We start from the raw sequence: 19,179 nt of genomic DNA on the forward strand, positions 1-19,179 counted from the left end.
GATTTATAAAAAATGCAGGATTATTAAGAGTTGGCGATGCTATTAAAGATGCTTACGATGGTAAAAACGGTTATAAATATCTGGTTGACAACAAAGACAATCTGCGCTATGGAAAACATACGCTGCATCTTTTAAACGATGGTGGTTTTCTACAGTCAATTTTGCTTTATGCTACCATTTTTGATCAAAAACCAATAATTCCAAAAAAACTTCTGTTAATTACAGGAACAGGATATTTTGATTCAATGAGAAAACAAGAAGTTACTAAGGCAATTAGCAATCCCGAAGCCTTAAAAGAAATAGCCTTCAATAATCGTTAATTGCAATTTTTATTTAATTTTCAATATAAAAAAGTTTTAAGGCTTGCTAGAAGTTATTTTTTTTGCGCTTCTATATCTATATTTTTAAATCACCAACAACACCCTGTAATCTATTTACTACAAATACATTCTTCAGAATAAAAAATAACCTAACTTATTAATTTCAAACCTCTTAGGGGATAATTAAATCTAAAAATCGACGGAAATTTGCATCATAATAATACCACTAAAATTAATTATCATGAAAACAGAAAATATCGAAGGATTATCACTTTTTGAAATAAATATGTTACTTCAACAAGGCGGAAGATTTGTAATGTTTCCAAACTTGATGACCAAAACTAAAAGTTCTACAATCTATTTTGTTCGTCCGGAAGAAAAAGTACTCAAGTACAGTTTAAGACATTTCCTGAAAAATTTAAAAAACGCCTGGCGTACGTTGCCCTTAAGACCCTTTTATGTTTCCAAATCTTTATTTTATTTAGCAATTGGCGGTAGAGTTTATACTCACAACATTTTAGCCGATTTAAAACAAATAAATCCTGTTTATAACCCTAATTTATATTGCTTACAATACGTATAAATTTTAATTTTAATTTTAATTCAATATAACACAAAATCCTACTGGTAAATCCCATTGCTTTAATTAGTAATGGGATTTTTCTTTTTGTAAAATAATGAGGAGGAAAATGATCCGTTAAATCTAATAAATTTCCATACATTTATTTTTTATTACCAAGTAAAAAAAATTAAAGATTCTATGGAAGATTCAAACAGTGAACATATTAAAAAAGACTGGTTTACCCGAAACTGGAAATGGTTTGTACCAACAGGATGTTTAAGTGTTTTAGTGCTTTTTGGCTTGTTTATAGCAGGGATTTTCTTTGGAGTAACCTCCATAATGAAGGATTCCGACGCTTACAAAGGTGCAATGACAGAAGCACAAAATAATAAATTAGTGATTGAAAAATTAGGGAATAAAATTGAATCAGACGGAATGGTTTCGGGCAGTATTAATGTAAACAATAATACCGGAAACTGTGACATACAAATTCCCATAAAAGGATCTAAAGGAACAGGAACTTTATTTGTAGTTGCCACTAAAAGAGGAAAATGGAAATACGAGGAATTGTCTGTTTATATTGAAAAAACCGAAGAAGAGATAGATTTATTACAGAAATAAAATCATTTATATAACACTTAAATTATTTACGCTTGAGATTATTTTTCCTTTTCAATTTATTTCTTTTTCAAAGCACTTTATCGTTCGCCCAGTCTGATGCTAAATATCATGGTTTTACAGATCGAATTTCGCAATTCTCAAAACCAAACAAAGTTTTATATAACCATATTGATGCACAAGGAAATGGTTCTATCGAATACACAAATGCAAAAAAACAGATACTCCGCTTTCGTGTACTTAATCACAAACTTCAAGTATTACATGGCGGAATTGCTTATCAATTGTTTATTTATGAAAATAACTATTTACAAAAAATGGCGACTTTTGATAACAATGGAAAACTAGCCGGCGAAAGAGAATCTCAAAATGAAGCCATAGTTCAGTTTATTGTAGAGAAAAAAGAAGAATATCTCAGAAAAAAGAAAGTGTTAGACGATGCCGAGGGAAATATTGATATGAAAGATGATAGCAATGAACAAATAATCAGAATAAAATTATTCGATTCTAATAATCGCCCGATAATAGATTTGCATTCTAAATATATTTCGAGCAAAGAATATTATAATTATTGCCATAGAATGTATTGGCCTTAGTAAAGGTTCTGAGAAAACTAAGGAACTAAGGTTCTAAGATGCTAAGATAATGCGTAGAATTTATCATTTAAACAACCTGAATAGTAAAAACTCAGAACCTTAGTATATCAGAATCTTAGAACCTTAAAAAAAACAAACAAAATCTTTCTGCTCCCGAAATAAAATTGTGGCTTTGTTTTTGAATAAGTAGTATTTTTGAAACTTAAAATAACCCCCATCTAATGAAAAAGATTTTATTATTGACTATTGTTACATTTTCTCTTGCTTCTTGTGCGCAAGTACAACAGACCTTAAACCAATTACCACAATTGGCATCACAATTACCTAGCGGAAGTGTTGATATTGCTTCTGGATTAAAAGAAGCTTTAAATAAAGGAATTACTCAACAAGTAAGTAAATTAACCGCAGTTGATGGTTTTTATAAAAACGAAGCTGTAAAAATTTTAATGCCCGCCGAATTACAAAAAGTAGATGCAACTTTACGTAAAGTTGGTCTTAGTTCATTGGCAGATGAAGGTGTTAAAATGCTAAATCGTGCAGCCGAAGATGCTGTGAAAGAAGCAACACCAATATTTGTATCAGCTGTAAAAAATATGTCTTTTACAGATGCTAAAAATATTTTACTTGGAAATGACAGTGCTGCAACAACTTATTTGCAAGGAAGTACAACAACAGCTTTATACGGAAAATTTAATCCGGTAATTAAAAGTTCTTTTGAAAAAGTGGGTGCCGATGTAGTCTGGACAAAAATCATCAATAAGTACAACACAATTCCGTTGGTGAAAAAAGTAAATCCTGATTTAACAGATTATACAACAACTCAGGCTTTGTCCGGTGTTTTTAAAATGATTGCTGTTGAAGAAAAAGATATCCGTAACAACATTAGTGCAAGAACAACGCCTTTATTGAAAAGCGTGTTTGCTATGCAGGACGGAAAATAATTTTTTATGTTTAACTGTTTAATCGTTTTATTGTTTAATCGAAACTATCGATAAGACATTCAAACGATTAAACAAATAAACGATTAACCGATTAACCAACCAAAAAACAATGCAAAAAATTACCATTCTGATTCATTGCAAAGACCAAAAAGGTATTATTGCCGCAGTGACTACTTTTATTGCAAAAGTAGAAGGAAATATTACCTACATTGACCAGCATGTTGATGTAGAACAAAATGTATTTTTTATGCGATTAGAGTGTGAATTGACAAATCACCACATTACTATTGAAGGCTTAAAAGAAGATTTTAATCAAACTATTGCAACAGATTTTAACATGTCATGGGATTTGTACAATCAGGAACAAAAACCAAAAATGGCTTTGTTTGTTTCTAAGTATGATCATTGTCTTTTTGATATTTTAGGCCGTTACAGCGCAGGAGAATTAAATGTCGAAATTCCGTTAATTATAAGTAATCATAATGATTTACGATCGATAGCAGAGCGTTTTGATATTCCGTTTCATTGTGTTCCTTTTACAAAAGATAATAAAGAAGAAGGCGAAGCCAAACAAATAGAACTGCTGAAAAGATATCAGATTAATTTTATTGTACTGGCGCGTTATATGCAAATTATAACGCCAAATCTGATCGCACTTTACGAGAATAAAATTATTAATATCCATCATTCGTTTTTACCTGCATTTCCAGGAGCAAAACCTTATCATTCCGCTTTTAAGCGTGGTGTAAAAATTATTGGTGCAACAAGTCATTATGTTACGGCAGAATTAGACGAAGGCCCAATTATTGAGCAGGATATTGCGAGGGTTTCTCACATACATTCTGTTGATGATTTTATCATGAAAGGGCGTGATTTGGAGCGTATTGTTTTGGCAAGAGCCATAAAACTGCATGCAGAACGTAAAACAATGGTTTATAGTAATAAGACTGTTGTTTTTTCTTAGGAACTAAGGTTCTGAGATACTAAGTTTTTTTTACCGCAAAGAGCGCAAAGATTTACGCTAAGTTCGCAAAGCTTTCACATAATGCAAAATAGCAAACCCGACAGTTTTTAAAAAACTGTCGGGTTTTATTATGTCAAAAAGTTCCCAAAGTAAAGCCTTTGAACCTTTGTCACTCTGTCCCTTTGAACCTAAACTCAGAGCCTTAGAATCTTAGCATCTTAGAACCTTCCTCTACACTCTTGGATCTGCAAAACTATGTACTTGTTCCATTGTTAATCCTAAAGCATTTGCCACACCTTCTCCATAAGCCGGATCCGCTTTATAACAATTTCTGATATGACGAATCTGAATAAATAATTGTGCTCCTCCTACTTGCGCTGCAGTATTTTTAAATAACAATTGTTTTTTCTCCTCTGTCAGTAAACGGAATAATAAGCCTGGCTGAGTAAAATAATCTGCATCATCTTCTCTAAAATTATGTGCATAGGCATCACCGTGGAGTGCTAATGGCGGCTCTTTAAATTCTGGCTGTTCCTGCCATTCGCCAAAACTGTTTGGTTCATAATGCTTACGGCTTCCAAAATTACCATCTACGCGCATGGCTCCGTCTCTGTGAAAACTATTATAAGGGCATCTGGAAGAGTTTACCGGAATTTGATAATTATTTACACCCAAACGATAACGATGGGCATCTCCGTATGAAAACAAACGTGCCTGAAGCATTTTATCCGGAGAAAAACTTATTCCCGGAACAATGTGAGCGGGATTAAAAGCGGCTTGTTCTACTTCTGCAAAATAATTTTCAGGATTTTTATTAAGTTCGAATTCTCCAACCGGAATAAGCGGAAAATCTCCTTTTAACCAAACTTTTGTCAAATCAAAAGGATGAAAACGATAAGTAGCAGCTTGTTCTTCGCTCATTATTTGAACAAACATTTTCCATTTTGGAAAATTTCCTTCTTCAATAGCATCGTATAAATCTCTTTGGTGACTTTCTCTGTCACCGCCTACTAACAAAGCAGCTTCTTCATCAGATAAATTTTCAATTCCTTGTTGCGACACAAAATGGAATTTTACGTAATGTCTTTCATTTTGAGCATTTAAAAAACTAAATGTATGACTTCCAAATCCGTGCATTTCACGATACGATCTCGGGATTCCTCTGTCGCTCATTACAATTGTAATCTGATGCAGCGCTTCGGGCAATAATGTCCAAAAATCCCAATTGTTGTCAGCACTTCTTAAGTTGGTTCTTGGATCACGTTTTACGGCATGATTTAAGTCTGGAAATTTCATCGGATCACGAAAAAAGAAAACTGGAGTATTATTTCCTACCAAATCCCAATTTCCTTCATTTGTATAAAATTTCATTGCAAAACCGCGAATATCCCTTTCAGCATCAGCAGCACCTCTTTCTCCTGCAACAGTTGAAAACCGAACAAACATATCTGTTTTTTTTCCAATTTCCGAAAATATGTCGGCTCTGTTATATTTTGTAATGTCGTGAGTTACAGTAAAAGTTCCGTAAGCACCTGAACCTTTTGCATGCATTCTGCGTTCCGGAATTACTTCACGATCAAAATGCGCCATTTTTTCTAAAAACCAAAAATCTTGTAATAAAACAGGTCCGCGAGGACCAGCTGTCTGAATGTTTTGATTGTCCGGAACAGGGGTTCCTGTTGCAGTTGTTAATTTTTTGTTTGTTTCCATGTTGCTGACATTTAATATTTTACCAAATATACAAACTAATCTTACGAAAAATATAAGTAAAAATTGATTGTCGCTATATTTTAATAACCAAAAATTATTTATAGCTACAGAATCCTCAAAACAGAGATCTTAAAAAATCTTAACTTATGTCCAACAAAGTAATAACAAAACCTTAACAGCAGAACATTCATATATGTCTGATCTTTGTAATGTAATAAACTGGTTATTTATTATTTTGGTTTTGGTTAGTTAAATGATGCCGGCGTCTTCGAGATGCCGGCATTCTTTATTTATATAAGTTTTGTTTTTTAGTTTCAGGTTTCAAGTTACCATGCTTTGAACATAAATTTTACCAGAGAGATCCACAAAGGTTTTTTTTAGCCACGAATTTATATTGTAAATTGTTCAATTATACTTTGAACGTAATTTTTACCGCAAAGCACACAAAGATCTTTCGCAAAGGTTTACTTAATATTATAATAAGTAGGCAAAGTTCTCAAAGCTAAATCAACACAAAGCTTTGTGAACTTTGGCTTTTTATAAAATAAATAAAGAACTTTGCGAACCTCTGTGAAAAAAACTTTGTGGATCTCTGTGGTAAAACTAAGCTCAAAATAATAAACTAAAAACTCTTTCCTCATTTTGGATACAACTACAAGGGATTTGGCTACTTTACAACTTTATAGTTGATGGATCTTTGTGTTATTAAATTAAAACACAAAAATCAAACAAGTTATGAGCACAATACAAAAATTTAAATTAGGAAATCAGGGGCTTGTTGTTCCTAATATTGGTTTGGGATGTATGGGAATGACCCAAATTGCAGGAATGGATATTTATGGCAAAGCCGATGAAAAAGAAGCTATTGCAACAATTCACAGATCACTTGAGTTAGGTGGAAATTTTCTGGACACAGCCGATTTATATGGTCCGTTATTGAATGAAAGATTAGTAGCAAAAGCTATAAAAGGCAATCGTGATGCTTATGTTATTGCTACAAAATTTGGCTATGAAATTGATGATAACGAACAACTTACCTGGCAGTTTAACGGCAAGAAAGAATATGTAAAAAAAGCGGTAGAACGTTCTCTAAAAAACCTGGGAACGGATTATATTGATTTGTATTATTTACACAGACTTGACCCAAATACCCCAATTGAAGAAACTGTGCAGGCAATGGCTGATTTGGTAAAAGAAGGAAAAGTGGGCTATATAGGATTATCTGAAGTTTCATCTGAAACGATACGCAAAGCACACAAAATTCATCCTTTGACTGCAGTACAAACAGAATACTCTTTATTTGAAAGAAGTGCTGAAGAAGCTGGTATTCTGGATACGTTAAACGAGTTAGAAATTGGTTTTGTTGCCTATTCACCACTAGGAAGAGGTTTTATTTCAGGAGATATAAAAAGTCCGGATGATTTTGATGATACTGATTTCAGAAAAGTAATTCCGCGTTTTCAGGGAGAACAATTTTATAAAAACATAGAATTGGTAAATGAAATTCAGAAAATGGCAAACGAAAAACAAATCACCGCTTCTCAATTGGCACTTTCATGGATTGCATCAAAAAATATTTTAGCCATTCCGGGAACGAAAAGAGTAAAATATGTTGAGCAAAATATCGCTGCTGCGCAAATGGTTCTTTCTGGAGATGAAATGAATCGATTAGAATCGATTATTCCGCTTGGTACACAAACCGGTGCCAGATATGATGCTGCTAATATGGCCGGAATTGATCAATAATTTGCTTAAATAAATCACTCAGGAAAAGTTATCTTTACGGTAGCTTTTCCTCTTTTATATTGTTTTAATATATTGTTTTAAATATTTCGCTATGAAAAAAGAAGTTCATATTCCTTATACAATTCAATCCATCTCAGAATTACATTCTTTACTCAAAATTCCAAAACCGGAACATCCTTTAGTGAGTTTTGTCGATTTAAGTAAAATAACCTGCCATTTTGATGACAATCTAAAAAGTGTTGTTTATTCTTTTTATACCGTTTGCATCAAAAAAGGTTTTACTGGAAAAATGAAATACGGACAAAATACTTATGACTTTGATGAAGGTGTAATGACTTTTATGTCACCGGGACAAGTAATTTCTACAGAAGTTAGCGTTGATACTGTAGTTTATGGCGCAATGCTGGTGATTCATCCTGATTTTATTCAAAACTATGCTTTGGCCAAAAACATAAAAGATTACGGTTATTTTTCATATGCCGTTAGCGAAGCTTTACATCTTTCTGACAAAGAACAAATTATGATTACCGGAATCATGAAAAACATCGAACAGGAATATTGTTCTTCTATCGATGCTTTTAGTCAGGATGTAATGGTTTCACATATCGAATTGCTGCTTAATTATTGTAACCGTTTTTATAACAGACAATTCATTACCCGAAAAAGTGTCAATAACACTCTTTTAAGCAAATTAGAAACCTTGTTATCTGATTATTTTGAAGGTGATAAAGTTCAGAAATTCGGATTGCCCACCGTTGCTTATCTTTCAGATGAGCTAAATGTTTCTCCAAATTATTTAAGTGATATGCTGCGTTCGTTAACGGGACAAAGTACACAGCATCATATTCACAATAAAATTATCGAAAAGGCAAAAGAATTACTAACAACAACTTCGTTAAGTGTGAGCGAAACAGCTTTTCAATTGGGTTTTGAATATCCGCAATCATTTAATAAATTATTTAAAAGCAAAACAAACGTATCGCCGTTGGAATTCAGAAGTTCGTTTAATTAAAATGGCTTTGTTTAAGGTTTTAAATTTCAGGTGACTTTTGAGCTTAATTTTCTACCACAGAGATTCACAAAGGTTACGCAAAGTTTCACAAAGGAAAAACAATTTACTTTGTGAAGCTCTGTGAAAAAACTTTGTGAAGCTCTGTGGTAAAATCTACATCCAACAAACCTGAAATTAATTCTTCAATCTCTCGTGAAGTAATTTAAAATACGGAAATGCTTTTAACAATCGGCTGCCATGCCAGGAGAACATTTCACCATCAACGAAAATAGTTTTTGCGTGATGCGTAAAACGTCCTATTTCAAAAGCATCTTCTTCTTTAAAAGGGTAAGGCTCTGAGGAAAGAAAAACCAAATCAGGATCGCCTTCCAATCTCATTTTTTTGAGTTCTATTTCAGGATAACGACCTTTGTCTTCGTATATATTCTGAAAATGATTCAGTTTTAATAATTCATTGATGTAGGTATCATTTCCGGCAACCATATAAGGATCTTTCCAAATAAAATAAGCGGCTTTTTGCACCGGAATATCCTGAATGTATTTTTTGAAATAGCTTAAAGCGAAAGCTAGTTTATCGTTCCACTTTTTCGCTTCGGTTCTGCAATTAAAAAGCTGCCCGAAGTCTGAAATCATCTGAAAATTATCTTCTACAGAAATAATATTCGTCACCCAAACCGGACAAATTGCACTTAATTGTTCGACAATTTCAAGCGTGTTTTCTTCTTTATTACAGATGATAATATCGGGCTGCAATAGTTTTATTTTTTCGAAATGAATCTTTTTGGTTCCTCCAACAACTTTTTTGGTTGATTTAAAATGATAGGGATGTACGCAAAACTTAGTTATTCCGATGATTTTTTCTTCTAAACCTAAATCAAACAACAACTCGGTTTGAGATGGCACTAACGAAATGATTCGTTTTGGCGTTTTCTCAAAAGAATGTAATGTGCCTAGTTGATCTTTGAGTTGTTTCATGTTAAATTATCATTTATTTACATTATAAAGATCCACAACGGTTATTGTTATCAATGAAATAAATAAAATTAAATAGCCTGCATTTAATATTAATCCAATAATTTTTTTAATCGAATTTTTGTCTTTTAATCCAATAACAGCATGATAAATACTAAAATTTATTAAAATCAAAATTACAAGAGATGTAGAAGTATAAAATACAGAAAAATCATACCTAATAAACGCCTGCAAAATATGCATCAGAATCATTATTATAAAAAGAGCTAAAATTGTTAAAGAATATTTGAAACTTTTCTCAGAATTCATGTTCAAGTTATATTATTTTATTAGAAAATATTCAAAGTAAAACCTGAAACTTTAAACCTGAAACTTGGAATTAATTATCTCTTCCATTTCTTTTTGAACTGAAAGCGCTTCTTCCCTTGCCTTTTCAGCAAAGTCTGTTCCTTTTGAAGCGTAGATAATTGCTCTTGCTGAATTGACTAATAAACCAACTTTATCATTCATTCCGTATTTGCAAACTTCAGATAAACTTCCGCCCTGCGCGCCGATTCCCGGAACTAATAAAAAGTTATCCGGAACAATTTTCCTTATATCGGCAAAATATTCGGCTTTTGTAGCGCCTACAACGTACATTAAGTTCTGACTGTTTTTCCAAGTTTTAGAGGTTTCTAAAACCTGTTTATATAATTCTTTTCCGTTTACATTTAAAGTCTGAAAATCAAAAGCGCCTTCGTTTGATGTTAAGGCCAACATTATAGTATGTTTGTTTTCGAATGCCAGAAAAGGTTCAACTGAATCTTTTCCCATATAGGGCGCAACGGTTACACTATCAAAATTTAAATCTTCAAAAAAAGCTTTTGCATACATACTTGAAGTGTTTCCGATATCACCTCGTTTTGCATCGGCAATGGTGAAGATTTCCGGAAAATTCTCGTTGATGTAATTGATTGTTTTTTGTAATGAAATCCATCCTTTTATTCCATAGGCTTCAAAAAAAGCTGTATTTGGTTTGTATCCCACCGCTAAATCGTGTGTAGCATCAATTATTGCTTTATTAAATTCGAAAATAGGATCTTCGGTTTCTAATAAATGAGGTGGAATTTTGGTTAAATCAGGATCTAATCCAACGCATAAAAATGATTTTTTTTGAAGAATTTGTTCGTGTAGTTGTTGTGTTGTCATTCTTGTTTTTTTAGTTCTTCTAATTTCAAAGAAATGGCTCTTTTTAGAAAGTATGCAAAAATAAAAAAAGCCACTCAATTAAGAATGGCTTTTTGGTATTATATTCAGTTTGGTTTACAAATTACCTAAGTAAACAATTTCTGTTCTTCTGTTTTCTGCTCTTCCAGAAGCTGTTTTGTTTGATTTAACCGGTTTTGTAGATCCAAATCCCTGAGAAGTTAGATTTGCAGGGTTAACCCCTTTTTCTATTAAAAGATCCATTACTGCTTTTGCTCTGGCTTCAGATAATTTTTGGTTTGCTTTTGCATTTCCAACATTATCTGTATGACCGTTAATGGCAAATTTAGCATTTGGATAATTTTTCAATATTTCTTTTATAGCGTCTAATCTTCCTGAAGTTACACCTTTTTTAGCGTCATTTAAAGTTGCTTTTCCAGTTACGAAGAAGATAGATTTTGCTTCTACTTTTAATTGCTCTAATGTTGCTTTTGTTACTTTAGGACAACCTTTGTTTTCTGCAGGACCTGCAATTAAAGGACAATCATCTTCTTTGTCAGAAACGCCGTCTTTATCAGCGTCAAGATCCGGACAGCCTTTATTTTCAACTAAACCTGCAACATCCGGACAAGCATCGTCTTTATCTAAAACGCTGTCTCCATCTGTATCCGGCCAAGGACATCCTTTGTTTTCTACCGGACCGGCAACTGCTGGGCAAGCATCAACATTGTCTAATAAAGTATCTCCATCTGTATCTTTCCAAGGACAACCTTTGTTTTCTTTTGGACCTGCAACAGCTGCACAAGCATCGTCTTTATCAAAAACACCATCTGCATCAGTATCTGGCCATGGGCAGCCATTATTTTCTGCAGGACCTGCTACTTTTCTACAAGAATCTTCCTTGTCAATCACACCATCTTCATCAGTGTCTTTAAATTTCTTTTCGTAAACCGGAATTTTCAATCCAAGGTAAAAATCAGCTGCTTTAGATTCTTTCGAAACTAAATTACTAAGAATCGATCCCGAACCTACGAAGAAAGTTCCAACACGTAATCCTGAACCAACTTGTGTTCCGCTGTATTCCATCCAGGTAACTGGTAAATAAAAACTAAACCATCTGCTTTCGTAACGAGGTGATAAACTCACTCTGTTTGCAATACCATTTCCGTTTAGTTTACCTGAAGATACCATATTAATATCTCCGTTAAGATTCAGGTAAAACTTATTGTGAATATTCCAGTCAACATCGGGATGAAGCGCTGTTGGTAAATTTGTTTTTAATCCTTTTGAAGTTGAAACTTTTGTATAATGTTCATTCAAAAAGTCGTAAAAATCATCTGCATTATCAATCATTTCCTGAGTGATAGATCCATTTACGTTGTAAGTATCCTGTTTTGCATCTTTGTAATTGATAGATCCAATATCTGTTACAGACAATCCAAAACGTACTTTGTATTTATTTAAATCCCTGAAATTATTATCAGCAGGTTTTGCTTTACTTAGATCATATTTATCATAATCCGGTCTCCATTCGTACACAAGTCCGAAATCAAAACCAAAACCTCTTGAATTAGCATCAAACTCATAATCCTTGTTGGTTTCCCAATCCTGGCTTGTACCAATAGTAAGCTGCCCTTGAGAATATAAGGTTCCTTTCTCAGGATTAGTGGTGTTTTCAACATAGGAAAGATTGATATTATTTCCCTGAATATATCCGTTTGTTCCACCCTGAAGGTATTTTGCCGTAATACCTCCTTTTAAAAAGTGCTGGTCTTTTTGATATAAAACTGCTGCGTATGAAATACCCAATTCTCCCCATGAATTGGAAGATCCATTGGCATTTCCGGCATTAAAATTAAAATTACTTGCTTTATCCAGACCTTCTTTAACCTGATCTACAAGGTTTCCGTTAATGTTTCTCAAATTACTTACAGATCTGGCTCTTGTAAAAACCGCAATAGTATGTTTTGGCGCAATGTTAAACATGAACGATGGTCCCATAATATCAAAATTAATCACCGCATTGTTTGCATTTGATGGTGATACTTTAGACTGAGTGTCAAAATCATATCCGTCTTTATAAACATCAGAAAGTTTAACTCCGTATAAATCATTTTGCACAGACCCGCTTATAGAAAACAAGTTAATATCTGTTTTAAAACGAGAATCGGCTATAGAAGCCGGATTGAAAAGAACGCTTTGAACTCCGGCGTAGTTGTCCTGAAAATACCCTATGTAGGATTGGGCATTAACGGTTAAAGTGCATGTAAAAAGAAATAAAATAAGTAGTGTTTTTTTCATTTAGAATTTGGTTTAAAATTTAGTTGGCGGCAAAACTACAATAATAGATTTGTTATTATGTTATGCTAACATTGAATTCATGTAACATCTTTAATAAATTATGTAAATAAAAAACTTAGTGTGTTTTTTAATTTTGGCATAAACCTAAAATAAAAGGATTATGAGCCCAAATATTGGAATTACGCCAAAAAGTTTAAAGAAAAGCACAAGTATATTAGCCACGATTTTATCTAACGAAATGACCTTATATGTAAAAACCAGAAAGTTTCACTGGAATATTTCAGGAAACAGTTTTATGGAATTGCATAAATTATTTGAGGATCAATACCGCGTTTTAGAAAACAACATTGATGAGGTTGCTGAACGCATTAGTCAACTTGGAGAAAAAACTATTGGAACAATGAAGGAATTTATTGAAAACTCTACCTTAAAAGAATCTCCAAAAGAATACGCTTCGCAAAAAAACATGCTGGAAGAACTTTTAGAAAACCACGAACAATTAGTTACAGAATTTAGAGACTATATTCCGGTTTTTGAGAATGACAATAATGATATAGGATCTGCTGATTTTATTACAGGTTTATTACAACAACACGAAAAAATGGCCTGGATTTTACGTCGTTATCAGGTTTAAAGCTTAAAAATGTGAATTATGCAACAATCCCAAAAATGGATATAACACATCGTTATGGATTAATTTGCAACTTTACAATACTATAAATTACTAAATAAAACTATCATGAATACGACAGAGATAAAAGGAAACTGGAATGAGTTAAAAGGGAAATTAAAACAAAAATACGCTGATCTGACAGATGATGATTTGATGTATGCTGAAGGTAAAGAAGACGAAATGTACGGAAAACTTCAGCAAAAATTAGGTAAAACTAAAGAAGAATTTCATCAAATGTTATCGGATTTGTAATCCTTTTTGACCCAATCAAGATACCGTCTAATTTTTTAAACTTAGACGGTATTTTTTTGATTAGCTCAGTGAACGAATTGACAAATAAATTTCACTTAAATCTGTAATCTCAGCAAAAAGTCCAAAAAATTTAACTATCTTTAACCCTATTTCGATCCTATGAAACTATTTATAAAGTTTGACATCAACACAATTTGTTCTCTATTTTTAAAGCAAAAATTAGAAGAACAAAACATGAATTTTACCACATTAGGTTTTGGCGAAATTGAACTAGATGAAAATCTGAGTGTTGAAGCGCTGGAAACTTTAAAAAATGATTTAAGCCCATTTGGTTTTGAAGTTGTTGAAAACCAAAAAAGCGTTTTAGTTCAAAAAATTAAAGACGCTATTATTGAGCTTGTTTACATGGATGACAATAATAATTTTAAAAGTTCTGTATTTTTGGCAGAGAAATTAAATCATAGTTACGGTTATTTATCTAATGTATTTTCGGAAGTAACTTATTCTTCTATCGAAAATTTTATTATTTTGCAAAAGATAGAAAGAGCCAAACAATTGATGCTAGTCAATGAAATGAGTTTAACCGAAATTGCTTTTTTACTAAATTATTCGAGTGTTGCTCATTTAAGTACCCAGTTTAAAAACACAACAGGAATAACTCCTTCGGCTTTTCAGAGAATTATTAAAAAAAGAAGAGAGAATTTAAAATAAAATACACAACCAATAAACCCACTAATTCGATGCAAAAAAACGCATTACACATTTTACTCGCTGATGACGATGAAGACGACCGCCTTTTCTTTAAAGATGCCTTTGAAGAAGTAAGAGTGCAAACCAAAGTAACCTTTGTTCATGATGGTCTTCAATTAATGGAACATTTAATGCAACCGGATGTAAAATTGCCTGATATTTTATTTCTGGATTTGAACATGCCTAAAAAAACAGGAAAAGAATGTTTGATTGAAATTAAAAAAACCGAACATCTTAAAAATATAATTATTGCCATTTATTCTACCTCATCATCTGAAGAGGACATAGAAGACACTTTTATTGAGGGAGCTAATATTTATATTAAAAAGCCAAGTGATTTTAACACTTTAAAGAAAATTATTAATGAAGTCGTGACGTTAAATTGGCACTATCACACGTCTGGTTTAAATCGTGATAATTTCCTGTTGCGCCTAAAATAATAATGCTTAATGAAATGGATACCCAAGTTTAATTCTTCAAACTCATTGAGAGTTATTTTTGTAATCGCAGTTTTCATTCTGTTATTTCTTTCCTCAATTGCTTACAAACACAACCAGGATTTAAACGAATCCAGTAAACTTGTAATGCATACTTATGAAATAAACATTCAATTAGAGCGGTTAATGTCGGCGATAAAGGATGCCGAAACGGGACAGCGTGGCTATATAATAACACGTAACGGCCGTTTTTTAACTCCTTATATTTATTCTCGCGACAAGGTAAACACTTCATTTATTACATTAAAAAAACTTACAGCCGATAATCCGAAGCAGCAAAAAAACCTTCAGAAATTATTCGGGCTCATTACACAGCGTTTTACCTCATTCGAAAACTGTTTTAAATACAGCAATCCTCAAACATATGATAAAAGAAAACTCGACAATCATATGTTTGGCGGACGAATTTTAATGGATAACATTCGTTTTCAGGTTGATGAAATGAATGATATCGAAAAAAGATACCAGCAAAAAAGATTAAAAATATACGATCAGGAAATTTCTTTAAGTCCTGTTTTCTCTATTTCACTATTTTTAACCGCATTAATCTTTATTATTCTTTCTTATAGACAAATCAGCAAAGACATTAAACGATTAAAAATATTCAACAAAAAACTTTTGATTTCTTCCCGATTAATGGCCGAGTCTGAGGTTATTGGTAAATTCAGCACCTGGCAATGGGATCTTGATCTTAATAAAATCGATTATTCAGAAAATCAATATCGTTTATTAGGTTTTAAACCAAATGCTTTTGTTCCTGAAAAAGATACTTTTTTAAATTTTGTACACCCGGATGATAAAGAGGCTGTGGCAAAATCTATGGAAGGAATTGTCAATAATAAACAATTACCTTTTATTTACTATAAGATTACGCTTCCAAATAATGAAATAAGATATTTTAAATCGACAGGAAAATTATTGACTGATCAGCAAGGCAGCCAGATTTTACTCGGAATCAATTTTGATATTACTGATGAGCATTTATTAAACATAGAACTTCAGGAACGTAATAGAGAACTGGAAAAAAGCAATCAGGAACTTGCGTCTTTTAATCATGTTGCAAGTCATGATTTACAGGAACCTCTTCGAAAAATTCAAACCTTTATTTCAAGGGTTTCTGATGCAGACAAAGCTGTTTTATCTGATAGTGCAAAAGATTACATTAGCAAGATTGAAGTTTCAGCAAAAAGAATGCGCGTTTTAATAGACGATTTACTTTTGTTCTCGAGAACGAATACTACTAAAAAGGAATTTATAAAATCGAATTTGAACGAATTACTCGAAAATGCCAAATCTGAATTAACAGAAATCATTGACGAGAAAAAAGCAACCATTACAGTTTCAAAATTACCGAAGCTTGATGTTATTCCGTATCAAATCGAACAGCTTTTTATCAACCTGATTGGAAATTCCTTAAAATACAGTAAGCCTGATATTCGACCGGAAATTGATATTGTGACCGAAAAAGTTTCATCAAAAGATTATCCTGATTTATTAGAACCAAATAGTAAGAAATTCTATAAGATAACTTTTTCAGATAATGGAATGGGATTTGATTCTCAGTTTAAAGAAACCATCTTTATTTTATTTCAGCGTTTGCATTCTAAAACAGATTATCCGGGAACAGGAATTGGTTTAGCAATTTGTAAAAAAATTGTCGAGAACCATAAAGGTTATATTACTGCAGACAGTACCTTAGGAAAAGGCTCTGTATTTACTGTGTTTCTACCAGAATAAAACTTCTAAAAAACTACATAAAAAACGTTATATAAATCCATTATGGGAATTATATAACGTTTCTTTTTTATGCTGTAAAGCAAAACGCTTCATTCGTTAGCATCTTTGTAATGTAATACTTTAACAAGTAATTAATGAAAGCAATGCCCATATTGAGAGCAACATTTTTAAAAATATTCTTTTTAATAATTATCCTTTGCAACACGTCTTGCAATAAAAATAATCTAATAGAAAGTAACTTTAAAAACGAAGCTTTTAATACAAATGACAGAGAGCAAATGGAAGCTTATTTTTTTATTGCGACGGCAAATTTAAGTAAAGCTATTATTTCTAAAAGTCAGATTGCAGAACAAAAAACTTCAAAAAGTGTTATAAAGCAATTAAGCAGGAAAATTGAAAATCACCAAAATAATTTGTTAAGGGATATAGCAAAAATAGCCAATAAAAGGCTGGTGATTGTTACCGAAATAAACAACTCCAGTAAACTGGAATTATATAAGTTAACTGATACAAATGCTGCCAGCTTTGATAGAGTTTATCTGGATTCATTGTTAGAATCATTAAACGAACAAATTGAAGCATTAGAATCAGTTTCTAAAGAAACAAATGACGAAGTGATTTTGAAATTAGTATTGCATTATTTGCCAGAAATGTATCAGCTTTTGAGAGAAACTGAACAAATTAAACAACAAATTAATTAAATGCCTTTAGAGCAATCATTAACCTAAATTAATCACAATTATGAAAATGCAATCAAATTTATTATGCGCCTTAGTCCTATTTATGACCGCTTCTTTTGGAGTACTACACGCTCAGGACGAAAATGTTACAACCGAGTTTGGTATAAAAGGAGGTTTTAATATGTCTAATTTTTTATCAGACGATGATGAAGCAACTGACGAAAATATTCTGTATGGTTTTAATGCCGGTGTTTATGCCACATTACCAATATCTGATTTTGTAGCTATTCAGCCAGAGGTTTTATTTACCACAAGAGGTTCTAAGTTAGAATATAACAGTGATCTTGCAAGTGGGGACGCAAAATTTAAATTAAACTATATCGAAGTTCCTTTATTAGTTAGAGTTAATATCACTAAAAACTTTAACCTTCAGGCTGGTGGATATGCATCTTATTTAGTAAGTTCTAAACTTACCGGAGACGGATCTGCTGAATTTGACGAAGATATTGACACAGATGACTTAAACAAATTCGATGCTGGTATCGTAGCAGGTGTTGGAGTTGACTTTAGCCCAATAAGTATTGGTGTTCGTTACAACTATGGTTTAACAACTATTGGTAAAGAAAGAACTGTTGCAGGACAAACTTATACATTCCCGGATGCAAAAAACAGTAATTTATCTGTTTACTTATCATACAAATTAAATTAAAAAACAAATCAATTAATTATTAACCATAAATAATAAGACCATGTCAAATTTATTATATACAATCGCAGTGATTCTGGTTATTCTTTGGGCCCTTGGGTTCTTTGTTTACAGCGCCGGAAGTATTATTCACATTTTATTAGTAATTGCCATTATTGCAATTCTTTTCAGACTTATTAAAGGTCGAGAAATTTAAAAAACACAAACAATTAATTAAATATACATTAATCCATTAAATCAAATATTATGAAAACTAGTAGCACAATTTTAGGAATTTTAGGAGCCGCAGCGGCGGGAGCATTTTTAGGAGTTTTATTTGCACCGGATAAAGGTTCAGAAACAAGAAAAAAAATAAAAGATAAATCAAAAGATTACGGAGATAACCTGAAAGGTAAATTTGACGGAATTGTAAGCACTATTACTTCAAACGGTAAAGATATTATCGAAGAAGGAAAAGCAAAATTCAATTCTGTAAAAGAAGACTTCAACACTGTTAAAGATGAAGCTAAAGCTGTGAAAACGAACTATTAAAAAAGTGAATTTTTTAAATCATAAAATACCTTTATCATGGAAACAAATGCAACAACAAGAGACGACGAAAACATTTTTGAAAAAGCTGAAAATTATACCAGAACAAGTATTGAATTAGTCAAACTTAAAACGGTATCTGCATCAGCAGATGTTCTTTCAACATTAACATCTAAAATTGCCGTTGGTGCTGTTGTTGCATTTTTTACCTTGTTTCTTAATATCGGGTTAAGTTTATGGATTGGAAAACAGCTTGGAGAATATTCTTATGGCTTTTTTATATTGGCGTTATTTTACCTGATTGTTGCCATTGTGTTAAACACATTTCAACATTCGCTAATAAAAACACCGATTGGAAATATGATTATTTCCAGCATTTTAAAAGAAACTAAAACTGATTCGAACGAAAGTGACAAAGCTTTAAATTAA

Annotated in this window: 21 protein-coding genes and 1 pseudogene; 18 read left to right on the forward strand and 4 right to left on the reverse strand. The window is 32.2% G+C overall.

The genetic code is table 11. The annotated features are described in order from the left end of the window. The 6 genes and pseudogenes from RT99_RS25420 to purU form a co-directional block, all read left to right on the forward strand. A pseudogene (locus tag RT99_RS25420) lies at nucleotides 1–320 on the forward strand (hypothetical protein); the annotation flags it as partial. Between the two features lie 241 nt (nucleotides 321–561). Further along, nucleotides 562–903, forward strand: coding sequence for a hypothetical protein (locus tag RT99_RS18920; protein WP_042566310.1), 342 nt, complete (start codon nucleotides 562–564; stop codon nucleotides 901–903). 177 nt (nucleotides 904–1,080) lie between these two features. Further along, the gene (locus tag RT99_RS18925; RefSeq protein ID WP_042566311.1) at nucleotides 1,081–1,503 is read left to right on the forward strand and encodes a cytochrome c oxidase assembly factor Coa1 family protein; all 423 of its coding nucleotides are present in this window, start codon (nucleotides 1,081–1,083) and stop codon (nucleotides 1,501–1,503) included. Between the two features lie 32 nt (nucleotides 1,504–1,535). Next, nucleotides 1,536–2,096 carry a hypothetical protein gene (locus RT99_RS18930; protein WP_042566312.1) on the forward strand — a complete coding sequence of 187 codons (561 nt, stop codon included), beginning with the start codon at nucleotides 1,536–1,538 and terminating at the stop codon, nucleotides 2,094–2,096. A 221-nt stretch (nucleotides 2,097–2,317) separates the two neighbouring features. Then, nucleotides 2,318–3,037, forward strand: a complete 720-nt coding sequence (locus tag RT99_RS18935) for a DUF4197 domain-containing protein (protein WP_042566313.1) — start codon at nucleotides 2,318–2,320, stop codon at nucleotides 3,035–3,037. A 109-nt stretch (nucleotides 3,038–3,146) separates the two neighbouring features. Further along, on the forward strand, nucleotides 3,147–4,001 hold the full coding sequence (purU, locus tag RT99_RS18940) for a formyltetrahydrofolate deformylase (RefSeq protein WP_042566314.1): 855 nt from the start codon (nucleotides 3,147–3,149) through the stop codon (nucleotides 3,999–4,001). A 231-nt stretch (nucleotides 4,002–4,232) separates the two neighbouring features. Here the strand turns inward: purU and RT99_RS18945 are convergent, their stop codons facing one another. Next, the gene (locus tag RT99_RS18945; protein WP_042566315.1) at nucleotides 4,233–5,711 is read right to left on the reverse strand and encodes a catalase; all 1,479 of its coding nucleotides are present in this window, start codon (nucleotides 5,709–5,711) and stop codon (nucleotides 4,233–4,235) included. 735 nt (nucleotides 5,712–6,446) lie between these two features. Here RT99_RS18945 and RT99_RS18950 point away from each other — a divergent pair. Continuing rightward, entirely contained in the window at nucleotides 6,447–7,457 is a 1,011-nt protein-coding gene (locus RT99_RS18950) for an aldo/keto reductase (RefSeq protein WP_042566316.1), read from the forward strand. 91 nt (nucleotides 7,458–7,548) lie between these two features. Beyond that, nucleotides 7,549–8,469 carry an AraC family transcriptional regulator gene (locus RT99_RS18955; protein WP_042566317.1) on the forward strand — a complete coding sequence of 307 codons (921 nt, stop codon included), beginning with the start codon at nucleotides 7,549–7,551 and terminating at the stop codon, nucleotides 8,467–8,469. Between the two features lie 174 nt (nucleotides 8,470–8,643). Here RT99_RS18955 and RT99_RS18960 read toward each other — a convergent pair whose 3' ends face one another. The 3 genes from RT99_RS18960 to RT99_RS18975 all read right to left on the reverse strand — a co-directional run bounded on the left by RT99_RS18960 (nucleotide 8,644) and on the right by RT99_RS18975 (nucleotide 12,927). Then, nucleotides 8,644–9,444, reverse strand: coding sequence for an ABC transporter substrate-binding protein (locus tag RT99_RS18960; protein ID WP_042566318.1), 801 nt, complete (start codon nucleotides 9,442–9,444; stop codon nucleotides 8,644–8,646). A gap of 357 nt (nucleotides 9,445–9,801) precedes the next feature. Next, complete coding sequence (gene pyrF / locus RT99_RS18970; protein WP_042566320.1) at nucleotides 9,802–10,629, reverse strand: orotidine-5'-phosphate decarboxylase; 828 nt, start codon at nucleotides 10,627–10,629, stop codon at nucleotides 9,802–9,804. Between the two features lie 114 nt (nucleotides 10,630–10,743). Continuing rightward, the gene (locus RT99_RS18975) at nucleotides 10,744–12,927 is read right to left on the reverse strand and encodes a DUF5723 family protein (protein ID WP_042566321.1); all 2,184 of its coding nucleotides are present in this window, start codon (nucleotides 12,925–12,927) and stop codon (nucleotides 10,744–10,746) included. Between the two features lie 160 nt (nucleotides 12,928–13,087). On the opposite strand from RT99_RS18975, the gene RT99_RS18980 reads away from it, so the two are divergent. The 10 genes from RT99_RS18980 (at nucleotide 13,088) to RT99_RS19020 (ending at nucleotide 19,179) form a co-directional block, all read left to right on the forward strand. Further along, nucleotides 13,088–13,561 carry a Dps family protein gene (locus RT99_RS18980; RefSeq protein ID WP_042566322.1) on the forward strand — a complete coding sequence of 158 codons (474 nt, stop codon included), beginning with the start codon at nucleotides 13,088–13,090 and terminating at the stop codon, nucleotides 13,559–13,561. Nucleotides 13,562–13,666: 105 nt separating this feature from the next. Beyond that, nucleotides 13,667–13,852: a CsbD family protein gene (locus RT99_RS18985; protein ID WP_042566323.1), complete on the forward strand. Its 186-nt coding sequence runs from the start codon at nucleotides 13,667–13,669 to the stop codon at nucleotides 13,850–13,852. A gap of 159 nt (nucleotides 13,853–14,011) precedes the next feature. Continuing rightward, nucleotides 14,012–14,563: an AraC family transcriptional regulator gene (locus tag RT99_RS18990; RefSeq protein ID WP_042566324.1), complete on the forward strand. Its 552-nt coding sequence runs from the start codon at nucleotides 14,012–14,014 to the stop codon at nucleotides 14,561–14,563. Between the two features lie 29 nt (nucleotides 14,564–14,592). After that, nucleotides 14,593–15,042: a response regulator gene (locus RT99_RS18995; protein ID WP_042566325.1), complete on the forward strand. Its 450-nt coding sequence runs from the start codon at nucleotides 14,593–14,595 to the stop codon at nucleotides 15,040–15,042. A gap of 9 nt (nucleotides 15,043–15,051) precedes the next feature. After that, nucleotides 15,052–16,836: a CHASE3 domain-containing protein gene (locus RT99_RS19000; RefSeq protein WP_042566326.1), complete on the forward strand. Its 1,785-nt coding sequence runs from the start codon at nucleotides 15,052–15,054 to the stop codon at nucleotides 16,834–16,836. A gap of 134 nt (nucleotides 16,837–16,970) precedes the next feature. After that, on the forward strand, nucleotides 16,971–17,537 hold the full coding sequence (locus tag RT99_RS19005; protein ID WP_042566327.1) for a DUF4142 domain-containing protein: 567 nt from the start codon (nucleotides 16,971–16,973) through the stop codon (nucleotides 17,535–17,537). A gap of 40 nt (nucleotides 17,538–17,577) precedes the next feature. After that, the gene (locus tag RT99_RS19010) at nucleotides 17,578–18,225 is read left to right on the forward strand and encodes a porin family protein (RefSeq protein WP_042566328.1); all 648 of its coding nucleotides are present in this window, start codon (nucleotides 17,578–17,580) and stop codon (nucleotides 18,223–18,225) included. 40 nt (nucleotides 18,226–18,265) lie between these two features. Beyond that, entirely contained in the window at nucleotides 18,266–18,418 is a 153-nt protein-coding gene (locus tag RT99_RS25165; protein ID WP_007811479.1) for a lmo0937 family membrane protein, read from the forward strand. Nucleotides 18,419–18,468: 50 nt separating this feature from the next. Beyond that, complete coding sequence (locus RT99_RS19015) at nucleotides 18,469–18,753, forward strand: YtxH domain-containing protein (protein ID WP_042566329.1); 285 nt, start codon at nucleotides 18,469–18,471, stop codon at nucleotides 18,751–18,753. A 36-nt stretch (nucleotides 18,754–18,789) separates the two neighbouring features. After that, the gene (locus RT99_RS19020) at nucleotides 18,790–19,179 is read left to right on the forward strand and encodes a phage holin family protein (RefSeq protein WP_042566330.1); all 390 of its coding nucleotides are present in this window, start codon (nucleotides 18,790–18,792) and stop codon (nucleotides 19,177–19,179) included.

This window comes from Flavobacterium sp. MEB061 (assembly GCF_000834715.1).
Lineage (GTDB): Bacteria > Bacteroidota > Bacteroidia > Flavobacteriales > Flavobacteriaceae > Flavobacterium > Flavobacterium pectinovorum.

Bases quoted from the DNA above. Each gene is read 5' to 3' on its own strand.
- RT99_RS18920 (WP_042566310.1), top strand. From the start codon at position 562: ATGAAAACAGAAAATATCGAAGGATTATCACTTTTTGAAATAAATATG.
- pyrF (WP_042566320.1), bottom strand. From the start codon at position 10,629: ATGACAACACAACAACTACACGAACAAATTCTTCAAAAAAAATCATTT.
- RT99_RS18950 (WP_042566316.1), top strand. From the start codon at position 6,447: ATGAGCACAATACAAAAATTTAAATTAGGAAATCAGGGGCTTGTTGTT.
- RT99_RS18985 (WP_042566323.1), top strand. From the start codon at position 13,667: ATGAATACGACAGAGATAAAAGGAAACTGGAATGAGTTAAAAGGGAAA.
- RT99_RS19015 (WP_042566329.1), top strand. From the start codon at position 18,469: ATGAAAACTAGTAGCACAATTTTAGGAATTTTAGGAGCCGCAGCGGCG.
- RT99_RS19000 (WP_042566326.1), top strand. From the start codon at position 15,052: ATGAAATGGATACCCAAGTTTAATTCTTCAAACTCATTGAGAGTTATT.
- RT99_RS18925 (WP_042566311.1), top strand. From the start codon at position 1,081: ATGGAAGATTCAAACAGTGAACATATTAAAAAAGACTGGTTTACCCGA.
- RT99_RS18935 (WP_042566313.1), top strand. From the start codon at position 2,318: ATGAAAAAGATTTTATTATTGACTATTGTTACATTTTCTCTTGCTTCT.
- RT99_RS18945 (WP_042566315.1), bottom strand. From the start codon at position 5,711: ATGGAAACAAACAAAAAATTAACAACTGCAACAGGAACCCCTGTTCCG.
- RT99_RS25165 (WP_007811479.1), top strand. From the start codon at position 18,266: ATGTCAAATTTATTATATACAATCGCAGTGATTCTGGTTATTCTTTGG.
- purU (WP_042566314.1), top strand. From the start codon at position 3,147: ATGCAAAAAATTACCATTCTGATTCATTGCAAAGACCAAAAAGGTATT.
- RT99_RS19005 (WP_042566327.1), top strand. From the start codon at position 16,971: ATGAAAGCAATGCCCATATTGAGAGCAACATTTTTAAAAATATTCTTT.
- RT99_RS18960 (WP_042566318.1), bottom strand. From the start codon at position 9,444: ATGAAACAACTCAAAGATCAACTAGGCACATTACATTCTTTTGAGAAA.
- RT99_RS18955 (WP_042566317.1), top strand. From the start codon at position 7,549: ATGAAAAAAGAAGTTCATATTCCTTATACAATTCAATCCATCTCAGAA.
- RT99_RS18975 (WP_042566321.1), bottom strand. From the start codon at position 12,927: ATGAAAAAAACACTACTTATTTTATTTCTTTTTACATGCACTTTAACC.
- RT99_RS19020 (WP_042566330.1), top strand. From the start codon at position 18,790: ATGGAAACAAATGCAACAACAAGAGACGACGAAAACATTTTTGAAAAA.
- RT99_RS18995 (WP_042566325.1), top strand. From the start codon at position 14,593: ATGCAAAAAAACGCATTACACATTTTACTCGCTGATGACGATGAAGAC.
- RT99_RS18980 (WP_042566322.1), top strand. From the start codon at position 13,088: ATGAGCCCAAATATTGGAATTACGCCAAAAAGTTTAAAGAAAAGCACA.
- RT99_RS18990 (WP_042566324.1), top strand. From the start codon at position 14,012: ATGAAACTATTTATAAAGTTTGACATCAACACAATTTGTTCTCTATTT.
- RT99_RS19010 (WP_042566328.1), top strand. From the start codon at position 17,578: ATGAAAATGCAATCAAATTTATTATGCGCCTTAGTCCTATTTATGACC.